Below are 23,272 nucleotides of genomic sequence, written 5' to 3' on the forward strand. Positions count from 1 at the left end.
GTGACGGACGGCTGAAGACGCTGCGGACGGCTCACGGCCCGGTGGACGGCTCGCGGTGCGGCGCACCGGTCACGGCCGCCGTGTACACGTCCATGAGGCGGGCCGTACTGCGGGTGATGCTGTAGTGCCGCGCGGCCCGGCCGGCCGTGCGCGGTCCGGGACCGGCCGTACGCGCCTCGGCGATCGCGCGGGCGTACGCCTCCGGTCCGCCGCGCACCCGGCGGGCGCCGGCGCGGGCCTGCGGGGGGAGGTCCTCGATCGCCGGGCAGGAGGCGTAGAGCACGGGCAGGCCGGACGCCAGCGCCTCCACCGCCGCGAGGCCGAACGCCTCCTCGGGGGACGGGGAGGCGAACAGGTCCATCGCCGCCGTCAGCGAGGGCAGATCCGGGCCGGGGGAGCCGTCGGGGACGCCCGGCCGCTCGCCGGTGAACAGGACCCGCCCCGCCACCCCGGCCTCATGGGCGGTGCGGCGCAGCATGTGCTCCTCGGGGCCGCCGCCGACCAGCAGCAGCCAGTGGTCCTCGGGCAGCAGGGCGAGCGCCCGGACCAGGACGTCGAACCGCTTGCCCCGGGTGAGCCGGCCGATCCCGCCGACGACGTACGCGCCCTCCGGCAGGCCGAGCCGCCGCCGGGTCAGCTCGCGGCGTTCCGCGTCGAAGCCGAACCGGTCCAGGTCGACGCCGTTGGGCACGACCTCGATACGGGGGGCGGGTACGCCCCAGCGCCTCAGCCGGTCGGCGACCGTCGGGGAGACGGCGACCGTCGCCGACCCGAGCCGCTCGCTCGCCAGATACAGGGCGCGTACGCCGGTGGTGAGCCGCCGGCCCTCCATCTGGGTGTCGCCCAGGGAGTGTTCGGTGGCGACGACCGCGCGGACCCCGGCGACCCGGGCGGCGAGCCGGCCGTAGACGCAGGCCCGGTACAGATGGGTGTGCACGAGGTCGTAGCCGCCCGCGCGGATCACCCGGACCAGGCGGGGGAGGGCGGCCAGGTCGCGGTTGCCGCCCATGCCCAGGTGCACGACGCGTACGCCGTCGGCGCCGAGGCCGTCGGCGACCGGGCCGGGGTTGGTGAGCGTCACCACGTCGCAGTCGACGGGCAGATGACGCAGCAGCAGCCGCAACTGCTGCTCGGCGCCGCCGACGCCGAGGCCGGTGATGATGTGCAGCGCCCGCATCACACGCCCTCCACCGGACGCCGGCGCAGCCGGTGCAGCCGGAGCTTGAGGTGCAGGCGCCACGCCGTGTCGTTCTGGCCGACGTGCGCGCGCGGCAGGGCGTGCGGGCCGGTCAGCGGGCCGGGGTCGATGGCGCAGGCGTAGGCGTAGCCCGCCTTCCGTACGGCCTCGACGGCGCGCGCGTCGACCGTGCCGTACGGGTAGCAGAACCCCTCGGCCGGGGTACCGGTCAGTTCCTCGATCCGGGCGCGGCTCTCGGTGACCTCGGCGGTGAGCGTGGCGTCGTCCGCGCCGGTCAGGTCGGTGTGGGTGAGTCCGTGCGAGCCGATCTCCACCCCCTCGGCGGCGGCGCTGCGGATACCGGCCGCGGTCAGCAGCGGCTTGCGCGGGCCGAGCGGGTCCCAGGCGTTCTCGCCGCCGAGCCGGCCCGGCAGGACGAACAGGGTGGCGCCGCAGCGGAAGCGGCGCAGCAGCGGCAGGGCGCCGGTGAGGAAGTCGGTGTAGCCGTCGTCGAAGGTGAGGCCGACCAGGTCCCGCCCCTCGCCGCGGGCGCGCGCGGCGAGGAGGTCGGCCACGGACACGCCCCGCAGGCCGCGCCGCCGCAGCCAGGCCAGCTGGCGCTCCAGCCGCGCGGGCGTGACGGTGATGCGGTACGGGTCGTCCGAGCAGTCGCCCACCGAGTGGTACATCGCCACCCAGGGCACGGGGGCCGGGCGGGGCGCGGAGGGGCTGCCGGTGTCGGGGGAATCAACGGTTGCGGCCATGTGTGAGCCTTCGTGTGACGGTGCGTACGGAGCGCAGCGCGGATGCGGAGCGCCGGGCGCCCAGGACGGACAGGGCGAGCGGGACGAAGACGGCGGCCACGGCCGTGCAGCCGGCCGCGAGCGCCGCCACCGGGGACGCGAAACGGCCCGCGGCGAACGTTCCGGCGGCGACGGCGACGACCGAGGCGAGCACGGGCCGGCCCAGCTCGGCGAGTACGGTGCGGACGCCGAGGGTGATCCCGGTGGGGTTGCCGCGGCCGGCCGTTCGCAGGCCGGTGAGCAGGAGTACGGCGGTGACGGTGATGCCGACGGCGTTGGCGGCGGCGATCCCCGCCACGCCCCAGTGGCCCACGGTCGCGGCGCCGATCAGCGAGGTCGCGGCGATCCCGGCCGCCATCACGGCCAGGGGGTACCAGCTGGGGCGGCCGGCCGAGAAGTAGCAGCGGACGAGGGCGCCCACGAGGGTCTGGCCGAGCAGACCGAGGGCGTACACGCGCATGACGTCCGCGGTCGCGGCGGTGTCGGCCGCGGTGAACGCGCCGCGCTGGAACAGCAGTCCGATCATCTGCGGGGCGCAGGCGAGCACCGCGCACATGCCGGCAAGGACCACGCAGGACGCCAGTACGAGGTCCCGCTCCACACGGGCGCGGGCCCGCCGGGTGTCGCCGTCGGCGAGCGCCCGCGCCACCACGGGGAAGGTGACGGTGCACACCATCAGCGACAGCGTCATCGGGATCTGGGCGACCTTCTGCGCGTAGTTGAGGTGCGAGATGGCTCCGGCGGGGAGGGAGGACGCCAGGAACCGTTCGACGAGGACCTGCGACTGGCGGCACAGCGCGAACAGCAGGACGGCGGCGATGAGCGCGAGCCCCATCGGCCGCTCGTCGGCGGCGGGTCCGGCGGTGGCGGCGGGCGCGGGAGCGAGAGCGGGGGACCTCAACTGCCGCCACAGTGACGGCAGTTGAACCGCCACCATCAGGCAGCCGCCGACCACGACCCCGACGGCCGCCGAGCGCACCCCCCAATCCCCGCCGAGCAGGAACATCGTCGCGACGATGCCCGTGTTGTACGCGACGTAGATCGCGGCGGGCGCGAAGAAGCGGCGGTGCGCGCGCAGGGCGGCGCTGCAGTACCCGGCGAGCCCGAAGGCCAGCAGGCTCAGCGCGGTGAGCCGGGTGCAGTCGACGGCGAGCCGGGGATCGGCCAGCCCCGGCGCCAGGGCACGGACCAGGTAGGGGGCCCCGGCGGCGACCAGCGCGGCCACGGCGGCGAAGGCGAGACAGAGCCGGGGCAGGGTGGCCCTGACGAGCTCCCGCACCGGGTCACCGGGCACGCCCCGCGCCCGGCGCGCCAGCGCCACGCTGAACGCCGGGATCAGCGCGATCGCGAGCCCGTCCTCGATCAGCAGCGTCGCGGCGATCTCCGGCACGGTCCACGCGACCAGAAAGGCGTCCGTCTCACTCCCGGCCCCGAACAGCCGCGCCAACGACTGGTCCCGCACCAGCCCGAGCACGGACCCGGCGATGGACAGCACGGCGGTCCCGATGGCGGCCCGCGCGAGAAAACGCCGCGAGGCGGCGCCCTTCTCGTCGTGAGGCGCGCCGCACGCGGGCGCTTCCGCCGCGGCCCGCGCGCGGGCGGGGAGGCAGGCCCGGGGGCGCACGGCGCCGGGACCGCCGGTCCCGTGGCCGGCGGCTTCGGGCCCCGGGAGCCGGGACCCGCCGGCCACGGCGGCGCTGGTCGCGGACCGGCCGGTGGCGTCGGTGTGTTCGGGGGCCGTCGGGCGAGGTGCCCGCGGCGCGTGGGCGCCGTTCGCGGGGCCGTCGGCGCGGGCGCCGGTTCCGGGCCGGGGCCCGTCCGCGGTGCCCCGGTGCGGGGTGGGGCGGGCGGTCGCCGGGCCCTCGGTCGCGGATACGGCCCGCGCGGGGCCCGCCGGCCCGGTGGTGGTGGGCTCCGGGGCCGTGGTGTCGGTGGCGGCGGGCCGTGACGGCAGTACGGTCATCGGGTCGCGGCCTCCCCGGCCCGCGCGGTGTCCGTGCGGTCGTCCCCGGGCAGGGCCCACCACGCCGTCAGGCCCAGGGTCACGCCGGTCAGTACCGTCGAGGGGCCGCCGATGTCGCCGTACACGAAGTCGGTGAGCTGCCAGAGCAGCAGGCCGACGGCGATGAACGCGCAGTCGGAGCGCGGCCGGCGCCGCAGCGCGCACACCAGCAGCGCCAGCCAGCTCCCGCCGAGCGCCACCAGCCCGATCAGGCCCTGCTCGCTCAGCACCAGCAGATACATGCTGTGCGGCGACAGCAGCGCCTGCCGGTGGTACTCCTCGCCCGCGCCCCCGATGTCGCTGCCCGAGGACAGCGCGAGCGTGGCGTGCCCGTCGCGGTACTCGGGGAAGCCCTTCAACCCGACCCCGGTCAGCGGGTGTTCGCGCCACATGCCGGCCGCCGCCGCCCACAGGGTGTACCGGTCGACGACGGACTGGTCGGGCGTGTCGGCCACCTCGGTGATGCTGCCGATCCGCTCCTGCAGCATCGCCGTACCGACCCCGAAGCCGCCCACCAGGACGATGCCCGCCGCGACCCCGGCCGCCGCCACCTTCAGCGCGCGCCGGGGCCCCGCCAGCGCCAGCTGCATCCCGCACGCCAGCGCGGTCGCGATCCACGCGCCCCGGCTGAACGACAGCGCCAGCGGCACGATCAGCAGCACCGCGCACCCGGCGGCGGCCGCCCGCTGCCGTACCGGCGCCCGGCCCAGCGCGATGCCCGCCGCGCAGACCACGCCCAGCGACACCGCCGTCGCCATGCCCATCACGTCCTGCGCCCCGAACGTGCCGACCGCGCGGATCGTCTCGCCCTGGTACGTGGCGCCGGTGCCGGTGACGTACTGGTGCACCCCGACGGCCCCCTGCCACAGGGCCAGCCCCACGAACGACCAGGCCAGCACCCGGAAGCCGGCCCGCCCGCGCAGCAGCACCAGCACGGCGGCCGGGACGAGCACGAAGACCTGCAGATAGCGGGACAGCCCGCCGAACGCGGCCTGGGGCGAGGCCGCCCCCATCGCGGCGAGCGCCAGCCCCACGACCGGCAGCCCCAGCACGACGGCCGCGGCACGCGACAGCGGACGCCGGCGCTCCCGCAGCAGCAGGAGCACGGCGCAGCCGACCGCCAGCGCGGACACCGCGTCGGCGGGTCCCGGGCCGTCCCCCGTCGGCGGCAGTCCCGCCAACGCGAGGACCGCCACGAGCGGCAGCACCGGCACGAGCGCGGCGGCGGCCCGGCGCGGCGGCGGGACGAGGGCGGAACTCACGAGACGTCAGCTCCCCGTCGGACGGACCAGCGTGGCCGCCGTGCGCAGCAGGATGCAGAGGTCCCGCCACAGCGACCAGTCGTCGATGTAGGCGTTGTCGAAGCGGCAGCGGTCCTCGATCGAGGTGTCGCCGCGCAGCCCGTGGATCTGCGCGAGCCCGGTGATGCCGGTACGCATCCGGTGCCGGGCCGCATAGCCGGGGTACGTCTCGCTGAACCGGGTCACGAAGTACGGCCGTTCGGGCCGGGGGCCGACGAGGCTCATGTCGCCGCGGAGCACGTTCCACAGCTGGAGCAGTTCGTCCAGCGAGGTGCGCCGCAGCATGCGGCAGAACCAGCGCATCTCGTGCTCGCCCGCGACGCTCCACCGGGTCGCCGACTCGTGCTCGTCCGCCGGGCGGTACGTGCGGAACTTCAGCAGCGTGAACGGCCGCCCGCCGCGGCCGATGCGCTCCTGCCGGAACACCACCCCCGGCCCGTCGGCCAGCCGCAGCGTGACCGCGCACACCAGCAGCAGCGGGGCGACCAGCAGCAGCAGCGTCCCCGAGACCAGGACGTCGAGCGTCCGCTTGCCGAAGCCGCCGCCGCGCGCCGGGGCGAAGTCCAGCCGGCGGCACGAGAACCCCGCCAGCCGCTCCCGCGTCGGGTACGGCGCCGGTTCGGCGTCGACCTCCCACACCGTGCAGCCCGACCCGGCCAGCGCCCGCAGCAGCGGCTCCTGTTCGGCCCGTACCGACGGATGGACGGCGAGCACGGCCCGCACCCCGTTCTGGACGACGGCCCGCTCGACCTCCTCGTCCGTACGCAGCACCGGAACGGCCTCGACGCCGTCCGGCCGGTCGGCGACGATCCCCACCGGCCGCACCCCGCAGCGCGGATGGCGCAGCACGGCGGCGGCCACGCGCTGCGCGGTCGCGGCCGGGCCGACGACGAGCGCGGCCCGCGGGCGGCGCCGCAGCGCCGCCCGCCGTCGCCCGTGCACGACCGCGCGCAGTACGCACGCCGCCGCCGTCTGCACGGCGGATCCGGCCAGCACGGTGGTGAGGGACAGCGCCGACTCCGGCCGGTACGCGGCCCACAGCGCCGCGCCGACCAGCCAGACCAGCACGACACGGCCGCACACGGCGGGCAGTTCGTCCAGCGCCCCGGCGGGCCGCGCGTCGCGCGGGCGCAGCAGCAGCGACAGCCCGGCCAGCAGGACGAGGAGCAGAGGCAGACGCCGGTCACCGAGGAGGAGCAGTGCGGCCGGCAGCACGGCGGCGCCGTCCGCTACGAGCAGCGGCAGCCGTGCGGCGGGCCGGGGCGGTACCGACGGCAGCCGCAGACCGGTGCCGCGCGGGGGCAGGACGGAGACGGGCGGGAAGAATCCGTGCTCCCGCGGCGATACGCCGGGGGAGGGCACGGTACGTTCGGCGGTCACGAGTGGATGGACTCCCTGTGCTCGGATGGCTCGACGGGCGGTGTCGTCCGGCCGGCCCCGGCGTCTTCGCCCGTCCGGCCCGGGCGCGCGCCGGGAGCGGCGTGCCGGGTGCCGAGCAGGTCGTGGTAGACGTCGGCGACCGCCCGCGCGGTGTGCCGTACGTCGTGGAGGGTCAGCACATGGCGGCGGCCCCGCTCGCCGAGGGACGTGCGCAGCGCCGGATCGAGCAGCAGCGCGCCGACGGCGCCCGCCAGGGCCCCCGGGTCCTCCGGCGGCACCACACAGGGGGCGGCGAAGGAACGCGGCAGACTCTCGCGGGCGCCGTCGACGTCCGTGACGACCACGGGCCGCCCGCACGCCATCGCCTCCAGCGGGGCGAGCGCCATGCCCTCCCAGCGGGACGGCAGGACGACGACATCGGCGGCCCGGTACCAGGGGGCGGCGTCGGCGACGGCCCCCACGAACAGCACCGACGAGGGGGCGGCCGCCCGCAGCCGGTCCCGGTCGGGGCCGTCGCCCACCAGCACCAGCCGGGCGCCGGGCACCTGTTGCCGTACGGCGGCCCAGGCGCGCAGCAGGACGTCCTGCCCCTTCTGCCGGCACAGCCGCCCCACACAGACCGCGAGCGGAGTCTGCGCGGGGAGCCCGGCCAGCTGCGCGAGCCCGCCCCGTACGGGACCGGCGGGCGCCGGACGGAAACGGTCGGGGTCGATGCCGTTGGGGACGACGGTCCAGCGGCCGGTGATGCCGGCGTGCACGCCGGTGGCGCGTTCGGCCTCGCTCACACACACCACCCGCGCGGCCCAGCGCGCCGCCCACCGCTCCCAGCGCAGCGCCAGGGCCGCCGTGCCGCCGCCGACCGCCTCGAACGACCAGGCGTGCGGCTGGAACACGGTGGGGACGCGGCCGCGCACCGCGAGCCGTCCGGCGAGCCCGGCCTTCGCGCTGTGCGCGTGCACCACGTCGGGGCGGACCTCGTCGATCAGCCGGGCCAGCTGCCGTACCTCACGCGCGAGCGAGGGGCCCGGCGAACGCGTGGCGCTCCAGGACCGTACCTGCGCGCCCAGCGACCGGAGCCGGCCGGTGAGCGCGCTCTCCGGGCAGATCGCCGTGACGTCCAGGCCGTCCGCGAGCTGCGCCCGGACCAGGTCCGTCACGACGCGGGCGACCCCGCCGTCCACCGGCTGGGTCAGATGCAGGACCCGGGGCCGGTGGACGGGGGACGGCATGTCCACCACCGCGGCCTCGGCGCTCACGAACGAACTCGGCGTGTTCACCGCCGGGCGTCGACGGCGGCGAAGAGCACGCCCGCCCAGGCCGCGTCCCGCTGGGACGTGAGCCGCAGGACCGCCCGGTCACCGGCGCGCGGCAGACCTCCCGAGAGGTCGAACACGTCGGAGTCGTAGCCGAGGGTGTTGGCGTACGACGGCACCCGCGCGGGGGCGGTGCCGGCGTCGGTGATGGTGGAGTTGAGGACGTCGTCGGACGGGTTGGCCCGGTCGGCCAGCGCGGCGGGGGCGGACTCGTCGGCGGTCAGGACGAGCGAGTCGCCGTCGGTGCCCCGGTCGCCGTTGTACGCCACCAGACCGGCCCGGCCCCCGGCGCCCGCCGCGAACGGCAGGTTCCGCAGCGGCATCTCCACGCCCGAGCGGCCGCCCAGCGGGGCGAAACCGTCCCAGAGCGCGAGGTGCCGCAGCGGCTCCGCCGCGTTCTCGTACGCCACCACCAGCGTCCAGCCGCCCCAGGTCCCGGCGGCCGACCTGCCCATGGCCACATTGACCTGCGCCACCGTGTACAGCCCCGGCGCGCTGTCCCGCACCAGCTCCGTCACGTCCGCCGAGGCCTGGAAGGCGTCCGCGCCGTCCGCCACGCGGTGTCCGACCAGCGTGTCGGCGAGCAGTTCCTTGTACTCCCCGCCGGGTTCGGCGATCAGCACGCGCCCGTTGTCCTGCCACGGCTTCTGCTCACCGGCGAGCAGGTTGCCGCCCCAGTACAGCCGGGCGTACGTCACCCGGGAGCCGGCGGGCAGAGCGACCTCCGCGCGGGAGGAGTTGTAGGTGTTCGGGTCGCGGTCGACATCGATGTACGTCATGTCGAAGTCGCCGTTCGCCGCGTTCGCGCCGGCCCGTGCGTCACGGCACGAGGACGCCGTCGTACGGCAGGTGGCGGAGGCGTTGGCCGCCCGCACGATGCCGCCGTGCTGGAGCGCGTGGTAGCGCTGGGCGAAGGGGAGACCGTCCGCCTCGGGGGCGGGCGCGGCCGGCGCCGCGTTCGCGGAGCCGCAGGGTGCCCACACCACGGCGAGGGAGAGGACGCCCACCGCCGCACGGCGAAGCAGCTGACCCAGGGATTGGCGCATGACCGTCGGAGCCTTTCGGAAACAGGGCGGCGGTGGCAGGCAGCGGGGACGAGTGCGATGCGTCGTCCGCCCAAGGGAGTGCTTCGGAGACTCGCAACTCTAGTCACCAAACGGACAAACTCCCCGAAATTCGATGAAAGGTGGCAAGTGTGTTGGAATCGTGAAGTCGAGAGCGCCCGGCCCACCGCCCCGCCGGGCTGGACGTGCGGTCGGGTGACGGGCGGCAAGCCGGATGGCGCAGCCCCGGTTGCGGGGCCGCACGGGCACTTCCACGGTGGGCTTCAAGATCCGTGGAAGCCCTCGAAAGGAATCCCCATGCGCGCTCTGCCTGCCCGGCGCATCGCACTCGGCGCACTGTGCGCCGCCCTCCTCGCCGGGGTCACCGGCCCCGCCGCCATGGCGGCCGACACCCGCCCCACGCCGACCGAGCCGTTCGCCCAGGTCAGGACCGTCGACGCGCGCGAGCACGGACTCACCCCGGTCGTCGACCTGCTGAACGCCGTCATCGAGGCGGACGACGGCCGGCTGCCCGCCGAGGAGGCCCGCAGACTGGGCGACGCGGCGCGCGCCGCCCTGGCGGAGCCGGCCGCCGACGACCCGGCGACGACGACCGAGTCGTCCTCGGTGACGACGAACGACACGTCCCTCACCGAGGCCGACCTCACCAGCGAGGAGGCAACCGCCCTGCGCGAGGTCCTCGACGGCCTCCTCGCCCTGCTCCGGCCCGAATCCGCGACGGCGACCGGGACGGAGACGGAGACGGACACGGCTCCGGAGACCACCACGGACACCGCCACCGCCCCCCAGGCGCCCTCCGTCGTCGACGAGTTGGTGGCCCGGGCGCACGATCTCGTCGCCGCGCTGCTCGGCACCGGAACCCAGGCGTCGACCCTGCCCGCCCCGGCCACCGCCCCCGCCGCCGAACCCGCGCGGACGCCACTGCTCCCGGGCGTCACGCTGCCGGCGCTCACCTCCGTTTTGGTGCCGTCCTCGTAGAACTCTCATATGAGGACTTGGCAATCTTCGTCTTCACGGTTTCCGCTTCGGCCGGGCATCGTTAGGCACGGCGACAGAATTCCCCTCCGGCGACCGCCCCCCGCGTTGCCGAAGAAAGGAACACGATGAAGTCCCTGAAGGCTGCCGCCGTCCTCGCCGGAACCCTGATCGCCGCCGCTGCCGCCGCGCCGGCGTATGCCCAGGAGTCCACCGAACTGGCGTCCACCGGACTCGACACCGGCCTGCGCACCGCGGTCCCCTTCGAGCTGATGCCGCTCAGCGAGTCCGAGTCGGCCGGCACCGACGGCGCCACGGTGCTCGACACGACGAAGGAGGCGGCCGCCGTGGTGAACGACGCCAAGCCGGTCCACGGCGACCTGGGGCTGCACGCCTGACCTCACGCCCTGCGACGACCGGCCCCCAGTTTCCACCGGGGGCCGGTCGTCGTTTGCCGGTACGGAAAAACCGTACGGACAAGGGAGCGTGACCGATGGCCACCGGCATCCAGAGATCCCCGAAAGCACCGCGGAACGGCAGAACACGGCGGGACGTGATGGCACGCGGCGCACTCGCCGCCGCCCTGACACCGCTGCTCACGGCCTTTCGCACGCCCCGGCCGGCAGCGGACGACGGCGCGTCCTTCGACCGCGTCCACCGGGGCCGCCGCATCCGGGGCACGCGCGACGCGGACGGCCACTGGTACGTCACCCTCGACGGCCGCCCCCTGCACCTGATGCGCCGCGCCGACGGCACCTGGCTGAGCATGGTCGACCACTACTGCTCGTACCCGGCCCCGCTCGACGCCGCCCGCGCCGCCGTGGACGCCCTCGCCCCCGGCGAACAGCTCAGGGGAGGCGGCCATGGCGTACGTGCGTAAGGACGCCGCCACCCTCACGGCGGACGAGAAACGCCGGTTCGTGAACGCGCTGCTGGAGGTCAAACGACGCGGCGAATACGACGAGTTCGTCCGCACGCACCTCGCGTACTACGCCTCCGACGGCGAACGGGGGCTGCGCACCGCGCACATGGCGCCCTCCTTCCTGCCCTGGCACCGCAGGTTCCTGCTCGACCTGGAGGAAGCCCTGCGCCGGATCGACCCGTCGGTGACCCTGCCGTACTGGGACTGGACCCGCGACCGCTCGGCCCGCTCCGCGCCGTGGACGGCGGACCTCCTCGGCGGCGACGGCCGCCGTTCCGATCTCCGGGTGACCACGGGCCCGTTCGCGTACCGCGAGGGCAACTGGACCATCCGGACCGGCGTGACCGAGGGGGAGTTCCTCACCCGCGACCTGGGCCGCCGCGCCGACCCGATCGCCCTGCCGACGAAGAGTGACCTGGAACAGGCGCTGAAGGAACCGGAGTACGACGTGGCGCCCTGGGACTCGACGGTCACCCGGGGCTTCCGCAACAGGCTGGAGGGCTGGGGGACCGGGCGGGGCAGCGCCTCGTGGCGCAACCACAACCGGGTGCACCGCTGGGTCGGCGGGGCCATGCTCGGCGCCGCCTCCGTCAACGACCCCGCCTTCTGGCTGCACCACGCCTTCGTCGACCTGCAGTGGTACCGCTGGCAGCGCCGGCACCGCGGCGCCCGCTATCTGCCCGCGACCGCGCCGGGCCCCGGTGACGAGCAGCACGGCCGGATCGTGTCGCGCCGGGAGAAGCTCCCGCCGTGGGACGTGACCCCGCAGGAACTGGAGGACGTCGGCGCCGTCTACCGCTACGCGTAACACGCGGGACGGCACGCGGACACGCGAAAGCCCCGGCGCCCGAGGCGGCCGGGGCTCTTCGCGCGCGAGGCCCTACTTGTTGACGCAGTAGTTGCCGACGGCGGGGTTGAGGAAGCCGATCACGTTCACGGTGTTGCCGCACACGTTGATCGGCGCGTGGACCGGAACCTGGACCACATTGCCCGACACGACGCCGGGCGAGTGGACCGCGGCACCCTCCGCGCCGGAGTGCGCCGAAGCCATACCGGCGCCGCTGATCACGACGGCACCCGTGCCGAGAGCCAGGGTGGCCGCCTTCGCGATGCGAGACATCACGTTCTCCTTACTAGGTCAGGTAACACGGCCCCTCACTAGCGGCCGTACTCCCCGCTCAACGCGCCGCATCGCCCTGAGTCACGCCAAATGTCCAGGGATCACACTTTGGCCCGTATCCGGGCCGCACGCGGACCCCGTCGACGCCTGGCATTCGGCCATCTGAGGCGCCCTGACAAGCCGCTGACCTGCGTCTTCACAGAAAACCTACGCGATTGGGCATTTCAGTTGCGAAGGGTTGCAAACCATCACCTATAGTCATGACTGTCGGTAAACGGGCCATAACGGCTTGTGTCGACATAAACGAGAAACGGAGAGGTAATGCGTAAGTTCCAGAAGGCTGCCGTTGTCGCGGCCATGCTCGGCAGCGTTGGCTTCCTTGGCGCCGGCGTCAGCTACGCCGGTGAAGGCCCGGGCTTCGAGCTCAACAGCGAGCAGACCACGACCTGTGCCCAGGACAACTCGGTCCAGTCGCTGATCTCGATCGACGACGTCAACGCCGGTGTGGGCGCCATCCTGGGCCTCGGCAACGCCGAGAACTCCGAGGTCAACGCGGTGGCTTGCTCGTCGAACCTCGGCTGAGCAGTCGCGTGAGGTGACCCGGGCGGGTTCCGGGGTCCGAGCCGATGCGCCACGGACCCCGGGCCTGCCCGGCCTCCTGCCATTCCATGACCGTCAAGGGAAAAAGGTTGATGTTCCAGTTGAAGAAGATCGCTGCGGCGGGCCTGCTGGGAAGCCTCGCGGTGATCGGCCTCGGTGCCGCCCAGGCCGTCGGCGCCGACAACCCCGGTAACTGCACCAAGGACGAGCAGGGGCATGTGCGCTGTGTCCAGGTGAGCGAGTACCGGATCACCGAGGAGAGCGGAAAGGTCCGCGTCGGCAACGAGGCGTCGCAGACCTGCTCCGGCAAGGGGCAGCTCACCTGCACCAACTCGTACGACGCCCGCGGCGGGAAGTCCTGACGTGACGCGCGTCGGCGTTATTCGACGATCTCCCCACCGGGCCGATTGTGTGAATTCGCGACAGCAGTGCGAAGTGTCTTTTTCTGCCATCTGAATGCCAATCGGCGTTTCGCTATCAATTGCCGCAAAAGTCGCCTTAGGTTTGGCGACTGTCACCGACCGGTCCGTCCAGGATCGCGTCACATCGAGAATGGAGAAGTAATGCGCAAGTACCAGAAGGCCGCTGTCGTGATGGCCATGCTCGGCAGCGTCGGCTTCCTGGGCGCCGGCGTCGGCCACGCCAGCGACGACCCGTCGGTGGAGCTCAACAACAGCCAGAAGACGACCTGCGCCCAGGACAACTCGGTCCAGTCGCTGATCGCCATCGACGACATCAACCTCGCGGTCGGCATCCTCGGCCTCGGCAACGCCGAGAACAAGGAGACCAACAGCGTGCAGTGCGCCAGCAACTTCTCGCTGGGCGACTGATCACCTTCCGGTGATGTGGGCAGGTCCCGGGGTCCGGTCGTAGCCGATCGGTCCCGGGCCTGCCCGTTTCGTTGGCCGTTGAGGCAACCGTAACGGCGCCGCCGTACAGCCGCGGCGGGCCGAGCGTCGAGGAATGAGCAGATGTTCAAGTCGAAGAAGATCACAGTGATGGCGGGCCTTCTGGGGAGCGTCGCCCTGATGGGCCTCGGCGTCGTCCAGGCCGCCGCCGTCGAGAACCCCACGAAGTGCGCCAACGACGGCCGGGGGCATGTGCGCTGCGAGGATGTGCGCGAGGACCACGTCAGCGGCGGCAAGGCCGGGAAGCTCCACCTGGTCGAGGAGGGGGCCGGCGCCCTGCTCGGCGGCGAGGAGTCCTGACGCGTCGCGTCGGTCGTGAGGAAGGGCCGGAACCCGCCGACGGGTTCCGGCCCTTCCTCACGACCGACGTCATACCGGGGCGGCGGCGGACGCGGCACGCGGCGTCTCGACGGCGTGGCAGTACGGCAGGCCGTGGACGGGGCGGTCGGTGCAGAAGCGGGCGATCAGGTCCGCGGACTCCTCACGGCGCTCGACCGTCACCAGATGGTCCGCCTCCCTGACCGTGGTGAACAGGGCCCCCGGCATCGCCGCGGCGAGCTCCCGGCCCATCTGGGGCGTGCACAGGGTGTCGTACTCCCCGGTGAACACCAGCGTCGGCACCTCGGGGACCGGCAGCGGCTCGTAACAGCCGTGCGTCACCAGCCTGGTGTTGTGCTCGACGGCCTTCCTGATCTCCTCCGGCGTCTGGGTCAGGAACTGCCGCTGCAGCAGCCGCGCCACGGCCGCGTGCCTGCGCACCCGGCCGGCCTCCGGATTCGACATGAACAGCTGTACGAGCCCGTCGGCGGCTCCCTCGATGTCGCCCCGCTCCAGCGTCTGCGCGAGGCGCGGTACGGCGTCGGTGTACGGGTCGGGAAGCCGGCTCGCCGCGGCCGCGAAGACGATCCGCCGGACGGACGCCGGATGGCGCTGCGCGAACCGCAGACCGACGACCTCCCCGAAGCAGCCGCCGAACAGATTCACCTCCGGCACGCCGATCTCCGTCAGCATGTGCTGGACGGCGTCGGCCAGGAAGCCGATGTCGTACCGGGCCGGCAGGAAGTCCGAGCTGCCGTAGCCGGGAAGGTCCACGGTGATCAGCGTGCACAGCGGAGCCAGCCACTTCTCGTGGCTCTGCCAGGAGTACCGGTCCTGCGACGAACCCCCGAGCAGCAGCAACGGCGCGGTCCGCGGCGCGCTCTGGTGAACGATCCGGCACGCGTACCCGAATCCCTCGAACGTGAGGCCCCGCTCCTCCACGGAATCCTGGGCGGCGGTGAGGGCACTGCGCATGAGCGGCTCCGGAAAAGGCGGAACGACGGCGAACCGCTCCATGATTACCAGAAGCCTTGCAAATATGGCGTAATCACTCCAATGTGGGCGATCCGGGAGCACCTGTGCACGGCCTGCGCGGTCGCCTCCTCGGCGGGGATCCCCGGTGTGGTCAGTGGTGGAAGCCGACGCGGGCGGAGTGGGGGCGCCCCTCGGTGAGGTGCTTGATCGCTCTGCGCATGTCCTGGGCGAGGAGCTCGATCTCGTCGCGGTCGACGCCGTGCCGTACGAGGGCGCGCTGGATCACGGTCTCCTGGCGGTCCGGAGGGAGCGGGTAGGAGGGGACCTGCCAGCCGCGCATGCGGAGCTGGTCGGACAGGTCGTACAGGCTCCAGCCGGTCGAGGCGGGGTCGGTCAGGGTCCAGGAGGCGGCGGGCAGTGCGCCGGTGCCGTCGTAGAGCAGGGTGAACGGGCCCATGCCGGCGACCTGCCGGCCGAGGTGCTGCGCGGTGTCGGCGCAGGCCTGGTGGACGCGCCGGTATCCCTCCCGGCCCAGGCGCAGGAACATGAAGTACTGGGCGACGACCTGGCCGCCGGGGCGGGAGAAGTTCAGGGCGAGGGTGGGCATGTCGCCGCCGAGGTAGTCGACGTGGAAGACCAGGTCGTCCGGCAGGGCTGCCTTGTCGCGCCACAGGGCCCAGCCGACGCCGAGCGGGGCCATGCCGTACTTGTGGCCGGAGGCGTTGATCGAGGCGACCCGGGGCAGCCGGAAGTCCCAAACCAGGTCCGGGTGGAGGAAGGGGGCGATGAAACCGCCGGAGGCCGCGTCGATGTGCAGCGGCACGTCCAGACCGGTCTCCGCCTGCAGGCGGTCGAGTTCGGCCGCGATCTCCGCCACCGGCTCATAGGTGCAGGTGTAGGTCACCCCGAGGATCGCCACGACGCCGATGGTGTTCTCGTCGACGTACTGCCGCAGTTGGTGTGCCTGCAGGCCGGTGGCGCCCGGTTCCACCGGGACCTGGCGCAGCTCCACGTCGAAGTAGCGGGCGAACTTCTCCCAGCACACCTGCACCGGCCCGCACACCAGGTTCGGCCGGTCGGCGGGCCGGGAGGCCGCGCGCCGGCGGTCGCGCCAGCGCCACTTCAGGGCGAGGCCGCAGAGCATGGCGGCCTCGCTGGAGCCGGTGGTGGAGCATCCCACGGCGGGCTCGGCGTCGTCGGAGCCGACGGGGGCATGCCACAGGGAGGCGAGGATGTTGACGCACCGGGCCTCGATCTCCGCGGTCTGCGGGTACTCGTCCTTGTCGACGATGTTCTTGTCCAGGCACAGGTCCATGAGGTCGCGGACCTGGTCGTCGGTCCAGGTGGTGCAGAACGTGGCGAGGTTCTGGGCCGCGTTGCCGTCGAGCAGGAGCTCGTTGCGCAGCAGTTGGTGGACCACGTGCGGGGGCGCCGGAAACTCCGGCATCGCCCGCTTGGGCAGGGGCTTCTCGCTGATGGGCGACGTGAAGACGTCGGCCGCCGGATCCGCGGTCGTCTCCCGGGCGTTGTGCAGAGCCACCGCCGGCCCCTCTCGCGTCGTCTGTTGTCTCCGTCTCGGACGCTACGGGCGGCCGGCCGCACCGGACAGCGGGCGTACTCCACTCGGGGACGGGCTCCGGCCCGGAGGCCGGCCCGCAGTCGCTCCGGTTGCCGGGCCCGTGAAGGGGGAGCTCCAATTGGCTGGTACGCGCGGGGTTGTCCTGGCGAGATGCCCGCATGAGCGCACAAGCCAGGTGTCCCATGCGCCCAGTGACGCGGAAGGTGACATGAGTGAAGCGCGAGGCGACTCCCGCCGGAGCCCGGGCGCGAGCGGCGGGGGCGGTTCCGGGTCCTCCGTGGAACCGGACGCGGGACCGGGACCGCCTCGGCGAACGCCAGGAGGCCGTGGACCACCCTCACCGGCGCCTCGTGCTTCTCCGCCGGGGGTCTCCTGCCGTTCTGCGAACGCCCCCGATCGGGCGGGCCCGATCATGCGTGAGTGGGGCCCCGCCGAGCGTGACCAGTGGCCGAAGGCCGGACAGCCGAGCCGACGCCACGGCGTGCGCCGGTTGTGACGTGAACGACACGGCCTGCTCTGGAGGGAGGGATCCCCTCCGCGGCGTTCTGGCTGATGGCGCCCCCGGCAGGACTCGAACCTGCGGCCAAGCGCTTAGAAGGCGCCTGCTCTATCCACTGAGCTACGGGGGCCGGTGTGGTGGCCTGTCGTCGTGGTGCCCGGGTGCGGGCTGTCCCTGACGGTGCCGGAGACAAGGATAGGGCTCCCGCGTCCTTGCCCCTGTTGCCGCTCCTCCGTGGCTCGATGTGGAGGTTCGGTGAAGCGGTCCTGATAATCGCAGGCAGGTACGAATCGTGCACCGCTTTTGGCCTCTCGCGCACCGGGTGTTGTGCACTCGTTATGCCTGGCCTGTGCACACGTCACGGTCGCCCCTTCCATCCCTTGTGTCCTGTCGGCGCGCAGACATGCGCATATGCTTCAGAATTCCCCTAAAATTGGGCATTCTTCGCATGTGGTGACCTTGGACGTACGGCCTCAGCTGCTCGACGCACTCTCCGCCCTGCGCGACCGTGTCGCCGCCGCACGCTTCCCGCTGCCCCTCGCGGGGGCCGCACGCGCGCGTGCCAACCGCGACGAACTGCTCGCCCAGCTCGACGACTATCTGGTGCCCCGGCTGAGAGACCCCTCGGCGCCTCTGCTGGCCGTCGTCGGCGGGTCCACCGGGGCCGGGAAGTCGACCCTGGTGAACTCCCTGGTGGGCCGCCGGGTCAGCGAGGCGGGCGTGCTGCGGCCCACGACACGCACCCCGGTGCTCGTCTGCCATCCGGAGGACCACCACTGGTTCAGCGGGATGCGGGTGCTGCCCGACCTCACGCGCGTGTGGGTGCCCCACCACCGGGACCCCGCCGACGACCTGCTGCTGCCCGGCGAGAACCCCGCGCGGGTGCTGCGGGTCGAGACCGCCGACACCCTGCCGCCCGGCCTCGCCCTCCTGGACGCGCCCGACATCGACTCCCTCGTCGCCGACAACCGGGTCCTCGCCGCCGAACTCATCACCGCCGCCGACATCTGGGTGATGGTCACCACCGCCGCCCGCTACGCCGACGCCGTCCCCTGGCACATGCTGCGCACCGCCAAGGAGTACGACGTCACCCTGGTGACCGTCCTCGACCGCGTACCCCACCAGGTCGTCTCCGAGGTGTCACGGCAGTACGGCGCCCTGCTCACCAAGGCCGGACTCGGCGACGTACCGCGCTTCACCGTGCCGGAGCTGCCCGAGTCGGCCTGGGGCGGCGGGCTGCTGCCCGCCACCGCCGTGGCGTCGCTGCGCACCTGGCTGGTCCACCAGACGCTCGATCCCGCCGCCCGGCAGCAGGTGATGGGCCGCACCGCGTACGGCGTCCTCGACTCCCTCGACGCCCGTATGCCCGGACTCGCCGGTGCCGCCGCCGCGCAGTACGCCGCCGCGCTGCGTCTCACCTCCGCCGTCGACGGGGCGTACGACAGCGAGCACGCGCGGGTGCGCGGCCGGCTGCAGGCCGGGGCCGTACTCGCCGGGGACGCGCTCAAACGGTGGCGCGCCTTCCCCCTGGACTGCACCCCCGGCGAACTCCTCGACACCTTGGTGGAGAGCCTGAGCGCGCTGCTGCTGTGCGCCGTGGCCGCCGCCGACGAGCGCGTCGAGGACGCCTGGCGGCGCGAGCCCGCCGCCGACGCCCCGGAACTCGCCGGCCGCGAGCGCGCCCCCGAGAGCGCCGAGCACCGGATCGGGCTGGCCGTACGGCGCTGGCGGCGCGAACTCGAGGAGTTCGCCGAGGACGAGGTGCGGGAGCTGGACCGCAGCGTCGCCCCCGACCCCGAGATGGTGGCCGCGCTGGTCGCCACGGCGCTGCTGGGCGGCCGCCGGGCCCGTACCGCCGGGGAGGGCCTCGCCGAGCGGATCGGCGCCCACGGCGCGCTGCGGCTGCGCGACCGGGGCGGACGGCTCCTCGTCGCGCACGTGGACGGCGTCATGCACGCCGAACGCGAACGCCGGCTCGCCCCGCTCGACGCGCTCGACGTGCACGCGGAGCCCCAGGCCGAACTCATCGCCGCTCTGTCCGTACTGCAGAAGGAGAGGTGACCGGTGACCGCCGTCACTGACCAGGACCACACCGGGCAACCCGATCGCGACGCCGAAGGAGCATCCCGTACGGATACGGCGGCCCCCTGGGACGACGGACTGATCGCACGCCGCGTGAACGGGGAGGAACCGTCCGCGGCGACGGCGGCCCGCGGCCCCGCGCCGCAGCCCGTGACCCCCCTCGCGTACGACCCGGCGCTGCGGTCGAGGCTCGACGCGCTGCGCGAGCTGATCGGGCTCTCCCGCACCCGGCTCGACAACCGGACCCTCGCCCAGGCGGGCCGGATCCTCGACGAGGCCACCGCGCGGCGCCGGCTCTCCGGACAGCACACCGTCGTCGCCCTCGCCGGCGCCACCGGCAGCGGCAAGTCACAGCTGTTCAACGCGCTGGCCGGAGTGCCCATCTCGGAGACCGGCGTGCGCCGGCCGACCACCGCCGCTCCCATCGCGTGCAGTTGGAGCGACGGCGCCGCGCCCCTCATCGAACGCCTCGGCATCCCGCCCCGCCTCAGACGGCGCCCCCTGCAGGCGACCGCGGACGCCGACGAGCGGCTGCGCGGGCTGGTCCTGGTCGATCTGCCCGACCACGACTCGGCGGCCGTCCAGCACCGGGAACAGGTGGACCGGGTCCTGGGGCTGGTCGACGCGGTGATCTGGGTCGTCGACCCGGAGAAGTACGCCGACGCGATGCTGCACGAACGCTATCTGCGGCCGATGGCCGCCCACGCGGAGGTCATGTTCGTCGTCCTCAACCAGACCGACCGGCTGCCCGGGGAGGCCGCCGACCAGGTCCTGGACGATCTGCGGCGGCTGCTCGATGAGGACGGCATCGTGCTGGGGGAGTACGGAGAGCCCGGTACGACCGTGCAGGGACTCTCCGCGCTCACCGGGGACGGGGTCGGCGAACTGCGGGAGTCGCTCGCCCGGTTCGTGTCCGAACGCGGCGCCCCGTCCCGGCGGATCGCGGCGGACGTGGACATCGCGGCGGCCCGGCTGTGGCCCGTGTACGCCACCCGCCGGCGCACCGGGCTGAGCGAGGAGGCGCGTGAGGAGTTCTCGGACCGGCTCGCGGACGCCGTCGGCGCCACCGCGGCGGGCGAGGCGGCGGAACGCGCGTGGCTGCGCAACGCCAACCGCGCGTGCGGCACGCCCTGGCTGCGGCTGTGGCGCTGGTGCCAGGAGCGGAGCGAGCCGTCCACCGGCCGGGTCGCCCCGCGCGGACAGCCCGACGAGGAGGCCACGGCCCGGCAGCGGGTGGAACAGGCGGTGCGTACGGTGGCCGACCGCGCCTGTGCCGGACTGCCGGCGCCGTGGGCGCAGGCGGTGCGGGAGGCGGCCGTACGGGGCTCGCAGGGGCTGCCCGAGGCACTCGACGAGCTGGCCGTACGCGCGGGGCTGCCGCCGGGGCGGCCGCCGCGGCCGGGGTGGTGGCCGGTGGCCGTGCTGGCACAGGTCTCGATGACGGTCCTTCAGTTCCTCGGCGGGCTGTGGCTGGTGGCGCAGATCGCCGGCCTCATGGCGCCGAATCTGGGGGTGCCGGTGCTGCTGATGGCGATCGGCATCGTCGGCGGCCCGCTGATCGAGTGGAGCTGCCGCATGGCGGCCCGGGGGCCCGCCCGGCGGTACGGGCTGGAGGCGGAGAGACGTCTGCGGGAGGCGGCGGCCGGGTGCGGCCGGGCCCGCGTCCTGGATCCGGTGGCGGCGGAACTGCTGCGGTACCGGGAGGTGCGGGAGCAGTACGGGCGGGTCGCGGGGGTGGGGGTGGCCGGCCGGGGGTGACGGCGGCCGGCGCCGGTGGTGGGGGCGGGCGGTCGGTGCCCGTACTGGGGGCGGGCGGTCGGTGCCGGTACGGGGCGGAGCGCCTCGTTCGGGTGGCGGGGTTGTCCCCAGGCCGGCGGTGGTCCACAGCGCTCGGCGGGCCCGGCCCGACGGAGGCAGTCTGGCGTGCACGGCGATCGCGGAACGGTCCGCGGTCGTCACGCCGGACGGCGGCCGTACGGGACGGGCCCGTACGCGTTTCAGCCCGGCGCCCGCCGATGCCGCCCCGTGCGGCCGGCGGGTCCGGGCGAGGGAGGGAGTACGAGGATGAACGAGACGATGGTGTGCGTGGTGGGCAACATGGCGACACGCCCCGTGTACCGGGAGACGGCGTCGGGGCCCGCGGCCAGGTTCCGGATCGCGGTCACGTCCCGGTACTGGGACCGGGAGAAGAGCGCCTGGGCGGACGGCCACACCAACTTCTTCACGGTGTGGGCCAACCGGCAGCTCGCCACCAACGCGGCGGCCTCGCTGTCGGTGGGCGAACCGGTGATCGTCCAGGGCCGGCTGAAGGTGCGCACGGAGACGCGCGAGGGGCAGCAGGGCTGGATGTCGGCGGACATCGACGCGGTGTCGATCGGCCACGACCTGGCCCGCGGCACGACCGCCTTCCGCCGCGCGCAGCGAACGGACCGGACACCGGCGACGGACCGGACCGAACCCAACTGGGAGAGCCCCCTGGACGGTTCGCCGGCAGTGGACGACACGGCGGTCCAACCCGGCCCGGAGCCAGCCGTCGTGACGTGACGTCAGTGACGCGCGCCGCCCGGCCCGGACTCCGGCCGAACTGAGGCTTATCGGCAGATGCATACCGAACCGTCCTGTGTGGATTTGTCGATAAGCCCTGCTCGCGACGGCTTCCGCGATAACGATTCCGAGTCGGATCAGCCCTCCGACGCGATCACCGGCAAGCGCGCTCTGCCGCCTCCTTAGGATGCCGGGCATGGCTCCCGGCGCTCTGGGGGCCGATGAAATTTGCTGGTGGGACCGTCCCCCCGTGTCAACGGGTCCCGCTCGGAAAGGATTTCGGTGTTTGCTTCGTTCTCCGCGCGGTCCGTGCGCGGACGCGGGTCGGCCCGCCTCGCCGCAGGGACGCTGGCGTCCGGACTCGTCACCACCGCCGTACTGGCCGGTGCCGGGACGGCGGCCGCCGCCGGCGACGAGACGGCGCCGGGACACAGCGGGGCGGCCGCGACCATAGGCGGCCTCAAGACCTACGGCGACGCGGTGATACGCGGCGCCGCCGGGGACCAGCAAGTGTCGGCGGGACTGTTCGAGATGTCCGTCGAGGGCGGCGGCATGCTGCACACGTACTGCGTCGACATCCAGACGCCGACGCAGAAGGACGCCAAGTACCACGAGACCGCCTGGGCCGGGACGTCGCTGGGCACCAACAAGGACGCCGGCCGCATCCGCTGGATCCTGCGCAACTCCTACCCGCAGGTCAACGATCTCGCGGCGCTCGCGAAGAAGGCCGGTGTACGCGGCAAGCTCACCGAGCAGGACGCGGCGGCCGGCACCCAGGTGGCGATCTGGCGCTACACCGACGCCGTCGACGTGGACGCCGTCGACCCCCAGGCGGAACAGCTCGCCGACTACCTGCAGAAGAACGCCCGCGGCGAGGCGGAACCGAAGGCGTCGCTGACCCTGGACCCGCCGGCGGTCTCCGGCCGCCCGGGTGAGCTGCTCGGCCCGGTGACGGTGCACACGGACGCGCGCAGCGTCACGGTCTCCCCGCCGGCGGACGCCACCACGACCGGCGTACGGATCGTGGACAAGGACGGCGAGCCCGTCACCACCGCCACCGACGGCAGCCGGCTCTTCTTCGAGGTCCCCGAGGACGCGGCGGCGGGCACCGTGAAACTGACCGCGCAGGCCTCCACGACGGTCCCGGTCGGCCGCGCCTTCGTCTCCGACAGCCGCAGCCAGACGCAGATCCTGGCCGGTTCCAGCGAGTCGACCGTCTCGGCGACGGCGAGCGCGACCTGGGCGCTCGAGGGCGCGATACCCGCGCTGTCCGCCCGCGAGAACTGCGCCAAGGGCGGTGTGGACGTCACCGTCGCCAACCAGGACGACGAGCCGTTCGTCTTCGAGCTGGCGGACGCGGAGTACACCGTCGCGGGCGGCAAGTCCCGGACGGTGACGGTTCCGGTGAGCGAGGACCTGCCGTACGACTTCACGGTCGAGGGTCCGGGCGGCTTCGAGCAGCGGTTCACCGGCAAGCTCGACTGCGTGACCAGGGCCGCCGAGATCGGCACCACCACCCACACCCTGTCCGGCCCGTCCCCGACCCCCCTCGCCGTCACCCCCACCGAATCCAACCTCGCCGAAACGGGAGCCTCCAGCGCCACCCCGTGGATCACCGGCACCGCGATCGGCCTGGTCGTCGTGGGCGGAGCGGGCCTGGTCATCGCCCGCCGCAGGAACACCCCCTCCGAGGGCTGAGGGCACTCCCGG

At 73.8% G+C, this 23,272-nt stretch carries 22 protein-coding genes and 1 tRNA gene; 12 read left to right on the forward strand and 11 right to left on the reverse strand.

Annotation, left to right across the window (positions count from 1 at the left end):
* Positions 1 to 31: 31 nt before the first annotated feature.
* From IF28_RS0111420 to IF28_RS0111450, 7 genes are read right to left on the reverse strand one after another with little or no spacing between them, the layout of a single operon-like run.
* The gene (locus IF28_RS0111420) at positions 32 to 1,177 is read right to left on the reverse strand and encodes a glycosyltransferase (protein ID WP_030217421.1); all 1,146 of its coding nucleotides are present in this window, start codon (positions 1,175 to 1,177) and stop codon (positions 32 to 34) included.
* Entirely contained in the window at positions 1,177 to 1,941 is a 765-nt protein-coding gene (locus tag IF28_RS0111425) for a polysaccharide deacetylase family protein (protein WP_030217424.1), read from the reverse strand. The genes IF28_RS0111420 and IF28_RS0111425 overlap by 1 nt, the downstream gene beginning before the upstream one ends.
* Positions 1,925 to 3,943, reverse strand: a complete 2,019-nt coding sequence (locus IF28_RS0111430; protein WP_267883057.1) for a lipid II flippase MurJ — start codon at positions 3,941 to 3,943, stop codon at positions 1,925 to 1,927. Before IF28_RS0111430 ends, IF28_RS0111425 begins: the two co-directional genes overlap by 17 nt.
* Positions 3,940 to 5,244, reverse strand: a complete 1,305-nt coding sequence (locus IF28_RS0111435) for an O-antigen ligase family protein (protein ID WP_030217427.1) — start codon at positions 5,242 to 5,244, stop codon at positions 3,940 to 3,942. The genes IF28_RS0111430 and IF28_RS0111435 overlap by 4 nt, the downstream gene beginning before the upstream one ends.
* A gap of 6 nt (positions 5,245 to 5,250) precedes the next feature.
* A complete protein-coding gene (locus IF28_RS0111440; protein ID WP_030217429.1) occupies positions 5,251 to 6,663 on the reverse strand; it encodes an exopolysaccharide biosynthesis polyprenyl glycosylphosphotransferase in 1,413 nt (470 codons plus the stop codon).
* Positions 6,660 to 7,892: a glycosyltransferase family 4 protein gene (locus IF28_RS0111445; RefSeq protein WP_037893090.1), complete on the reverse strand. Its 1,233-nt coding sequence runs from the start codon at positions 7,890 to 7,892 to the stop codon at positions 6,660 to 6,662. The genes IF28_RS0111440 and IF28_RS0111445 overlap by 4 nt, the downstream gene beginning before the upstream one ends.
* 44 nt (positions 7,893 to 7,936) lie before the next feature.
* Positions 7,937 to 9,022, reverse strand: coding sequence for a hypothetical protein (locus IF28_RS0111450; protein WP_030217434.1), 1,086 nt, complete (start codon positions 9,020 to 9,022; stop codon positions 7,937 to 7,939).
* A 315-nt stretch (positions 9,023 to 9,337) separates the two neighbouring features.
* Between IF28_RS0111450 and IF28_RS36305 the strand changes: the two genes are divergently transcribed.
* The 4 genes from IF28_RS36305 to IF28_RS0111470 all read left to right on the forward strand — a co-directional run bounded on the left by IF28_RS36305 (position 9,338) and on the right by IF28_RS0111470 (position 11,745).
* Positions 9,338 to 10,018 (forward strand): hypothetical protein, encoded by a 681-nt coding sequence (locus tag IF28_RS36305; RefSeq protein ID WP_037893004.1) that lies wholly within the window; start codon positions 9,338 to 9,340, stop codon positions 10,016 to 10,018.
* 125 nt (positions 10,019 to 10,143) lie between these two features.
* Positions 10,144 to 10,413: a hypothetical protein gene (locus IF28_RS0111460; RefSeq protein ID WP_030217439.1), complete on the forward strand. Its 270-nt coding sequence runs from the start codon at positions 10,144 to 10,146 to the stop codon at positions 10,411 to 10,413.
* A gap of 95 nt (positions 10,414 to 10,508) precedes the next feature.
* Complete coding sequence (locus IF28_RS0111465) at positions 10,509 to 10,895, forward strand: tyrosinase family oxidase copper chaperone (RefSeq protein ID WP_051713713.1); 387 nt, start codon at positions 10,509 to 10,511, stop codon at positions 10,893 to 10,895.
* Entirely contained in the window at positions 10,879 to 11,745 is an 867-nt protein-coding gene (locus tag IF28_RS0111470; protein WP_030217458.1) for a tyrosinase family protein, read from the forward strand. The genes IF28_RS0111465 and IF28_RS0111470 overlap by 17 nt, the downstream gene beginning before the upstream one ends.
* A 72-nt stretch (positions 11,746 to 11,817) precedes the next feature.
* Here the strand turns inward: IF28_RS0111470 and IF28_RS0111475 are convergent, their stop codons facing one another.
* On the reverse strand, positions 11,818 to 12,057 hold the full coding sequence (locus tag IF28_RS0111475) for a chaplin (protein ID WP_030217463.1): 240 nt from the start codon (positions 12,055 to 12,057) through the stop codon (positions 11,818 to 11,820).
* A 321-nt stretch (positions 12,058 to 12,378) separates the two neighbouring features.
* Here IF28_RS0111475 and IF28_RS0111480 point away from each other — a divergent pair, with 321 nt between their 5' ends.
* The 4 genes from IF28_RS0111480 (at position 12,379) to IF28_RS0111495 (ending at position 13,865) form a co-directional block, all read left to right on the forward strand.
* Positions 12,379 to 12,639, forward strand: coding sequence for a hypothetical protein (locus IF28_RS0111480; RefSeq protein ID WP_030217464.1), 261 nt, complete (start codon positions 12,379 to 12,381; stop codon positions 12,637 to 12,639).
* Positions 12,640 to 12,749: 110 nt separating this feature from the next.
* Positions 12,750 to 13,019: a hypothetical protein gene (locus IF28_RS0111485; RefSeq protein ID WP_037893006.1), complete on the forward strand. Its 270-nt coding sequence runs from the start codon at positions 12,750 to 12,752 to the stop codon at positions 13,017 to 13,019.
* A 201-nt stretch (positions 13,020 to 13,220) separates the two neighbouring features.
* A complete protein-coding gene (locus IF28_RS0111490) occupies positions 13,221 to 13,487 on the forward strand; it encodes a hypothetical protein (protein ID WP_030217466.1) in 267 nt (88 codons plus the stop codon).
* Positions 13,488 to 13,628: 141 nt separating this feature from the next.
* Positions 13,629 to 13,865, forward strand: coding sequence for a hypothetical protein (locus IF28_RS0111495; protein WP_051713714.1), 237 nt, complete (start codon positions 13,629 to 13,631; stop codon positions 13,863 to 13,865).
* 69 nt (positions 13,866 to 13,934) lie between these two features.
* On the opposite strand, the gene IF28_RS0111500 is transcribed toward IF28_RS0111495, so the two are convergent.
* The 3 genes from IF28_RS0111500 to IF28_RS0111510 form a co-directional block, all read right to left on the reverse strand.
* A complete protein-coding gene (locus IF28_RS0111500) occupies positions 13,935 to 14,858 on the reverse strand; it encodes an alpha/beta fold hydrolase (protein WP_030217472.1) in 924 nt (307 codons plus the stop codon).
* Between the two features lie 151 nt (positions 14,859 to 15,009).
* Positions 15,010 to 16,398 (reverse strand): glutamate decarboxylase, encoded by a 1,389-nt coding sequence (locus IF28_RS0111505; RefSeq protein WP_030217480.1) that lies wholly within the window; start codon positions 16,396 to 16,398, stop codon positions 15,010 to 15,012.
* A gap of 592 nt (positions 16,399 to 16,990) precedes the next feature.
* A tRNA-Arg gene (locus IF28_RS0111510) sits at positions 16,991 to 17,066 on the reverse strand.
* A 320-nt stretch (positions 17,067 to 17,386) separates the two neighbouring features.
* On the opposite strand from IF28_RS0111510, the gene IF28_RS0111515 reads away from it, so the two are divergent.
* The 4 genes from IF28_RS0111515 to IF28_RS0111530 all read left to right on the forward strand — a co-directional run bounded on the left by IF28_RS0111515 (position 17,387) and on the right by IF28_RS0111530 (position 23,260).
* The gene (locus IF28_RS0111515; protein WP_030217483.1) at positions 17,387 to 18,997 is read left to right on the forward strand and encodes a dynamin family protein; all 1,611 of its coding nucleotides are present in this window, start codon (positions 17,387 to 17,389) and stop codon (positions 18,995 to 18,997) included.
* Positions 18,998 to 19,000: 3 nt separating this feature from the next.
* Positions 19,001 to 20,776 (forward strand): YfjP family GTPase, encoded by a 1,776-nt coding sequence (locus tag IF28_RS0111520; RefSeq protein WP_030217486.1) that lies wholly within the window; start codon positions 19,001 to 19,003, stop codon positions 20,774 to 20,776.
* Between the two features lie 306 nt (positions 20,777 to 21,082).
* Complete coding sequence (locus IF28_RS0111525; RefSeq protein WP_030217493.1) at positions 21,083 to 21,562, forward strand: single-stranded DNA-binding protein; 480 nt, start codon at positions 21,083 to 21,085, stop codon at positions 21,560 to 21,562.
* A gap of 282 nt (positions 21,563 to 21,844) precedes the next feature.
* Positions 21,845 to 23,260: a Cys-Gln thioester bond-forming surface protein gene (locus IF28_RS0111530; protein WP_030217496.1), complete on the forward strand. Its 1,416-nt coding sequence runs from the start codon at positions 21,845 to 21,847 to the stop codon at positions 23,258 to 23,260.
* Positions 23,261 to 23,272 lie beyond the last annotated feature (12 nt).

Source organism: Streptomyces sp. NRRL WC-3626, assembly GCF_000718785.1.
Lineage (GTDB): Bacteria > Actinomycetota > Actinomycetes > Streptomycetales > Streptomycetaceae > Streptomyces > Streptomyces edwardsiae.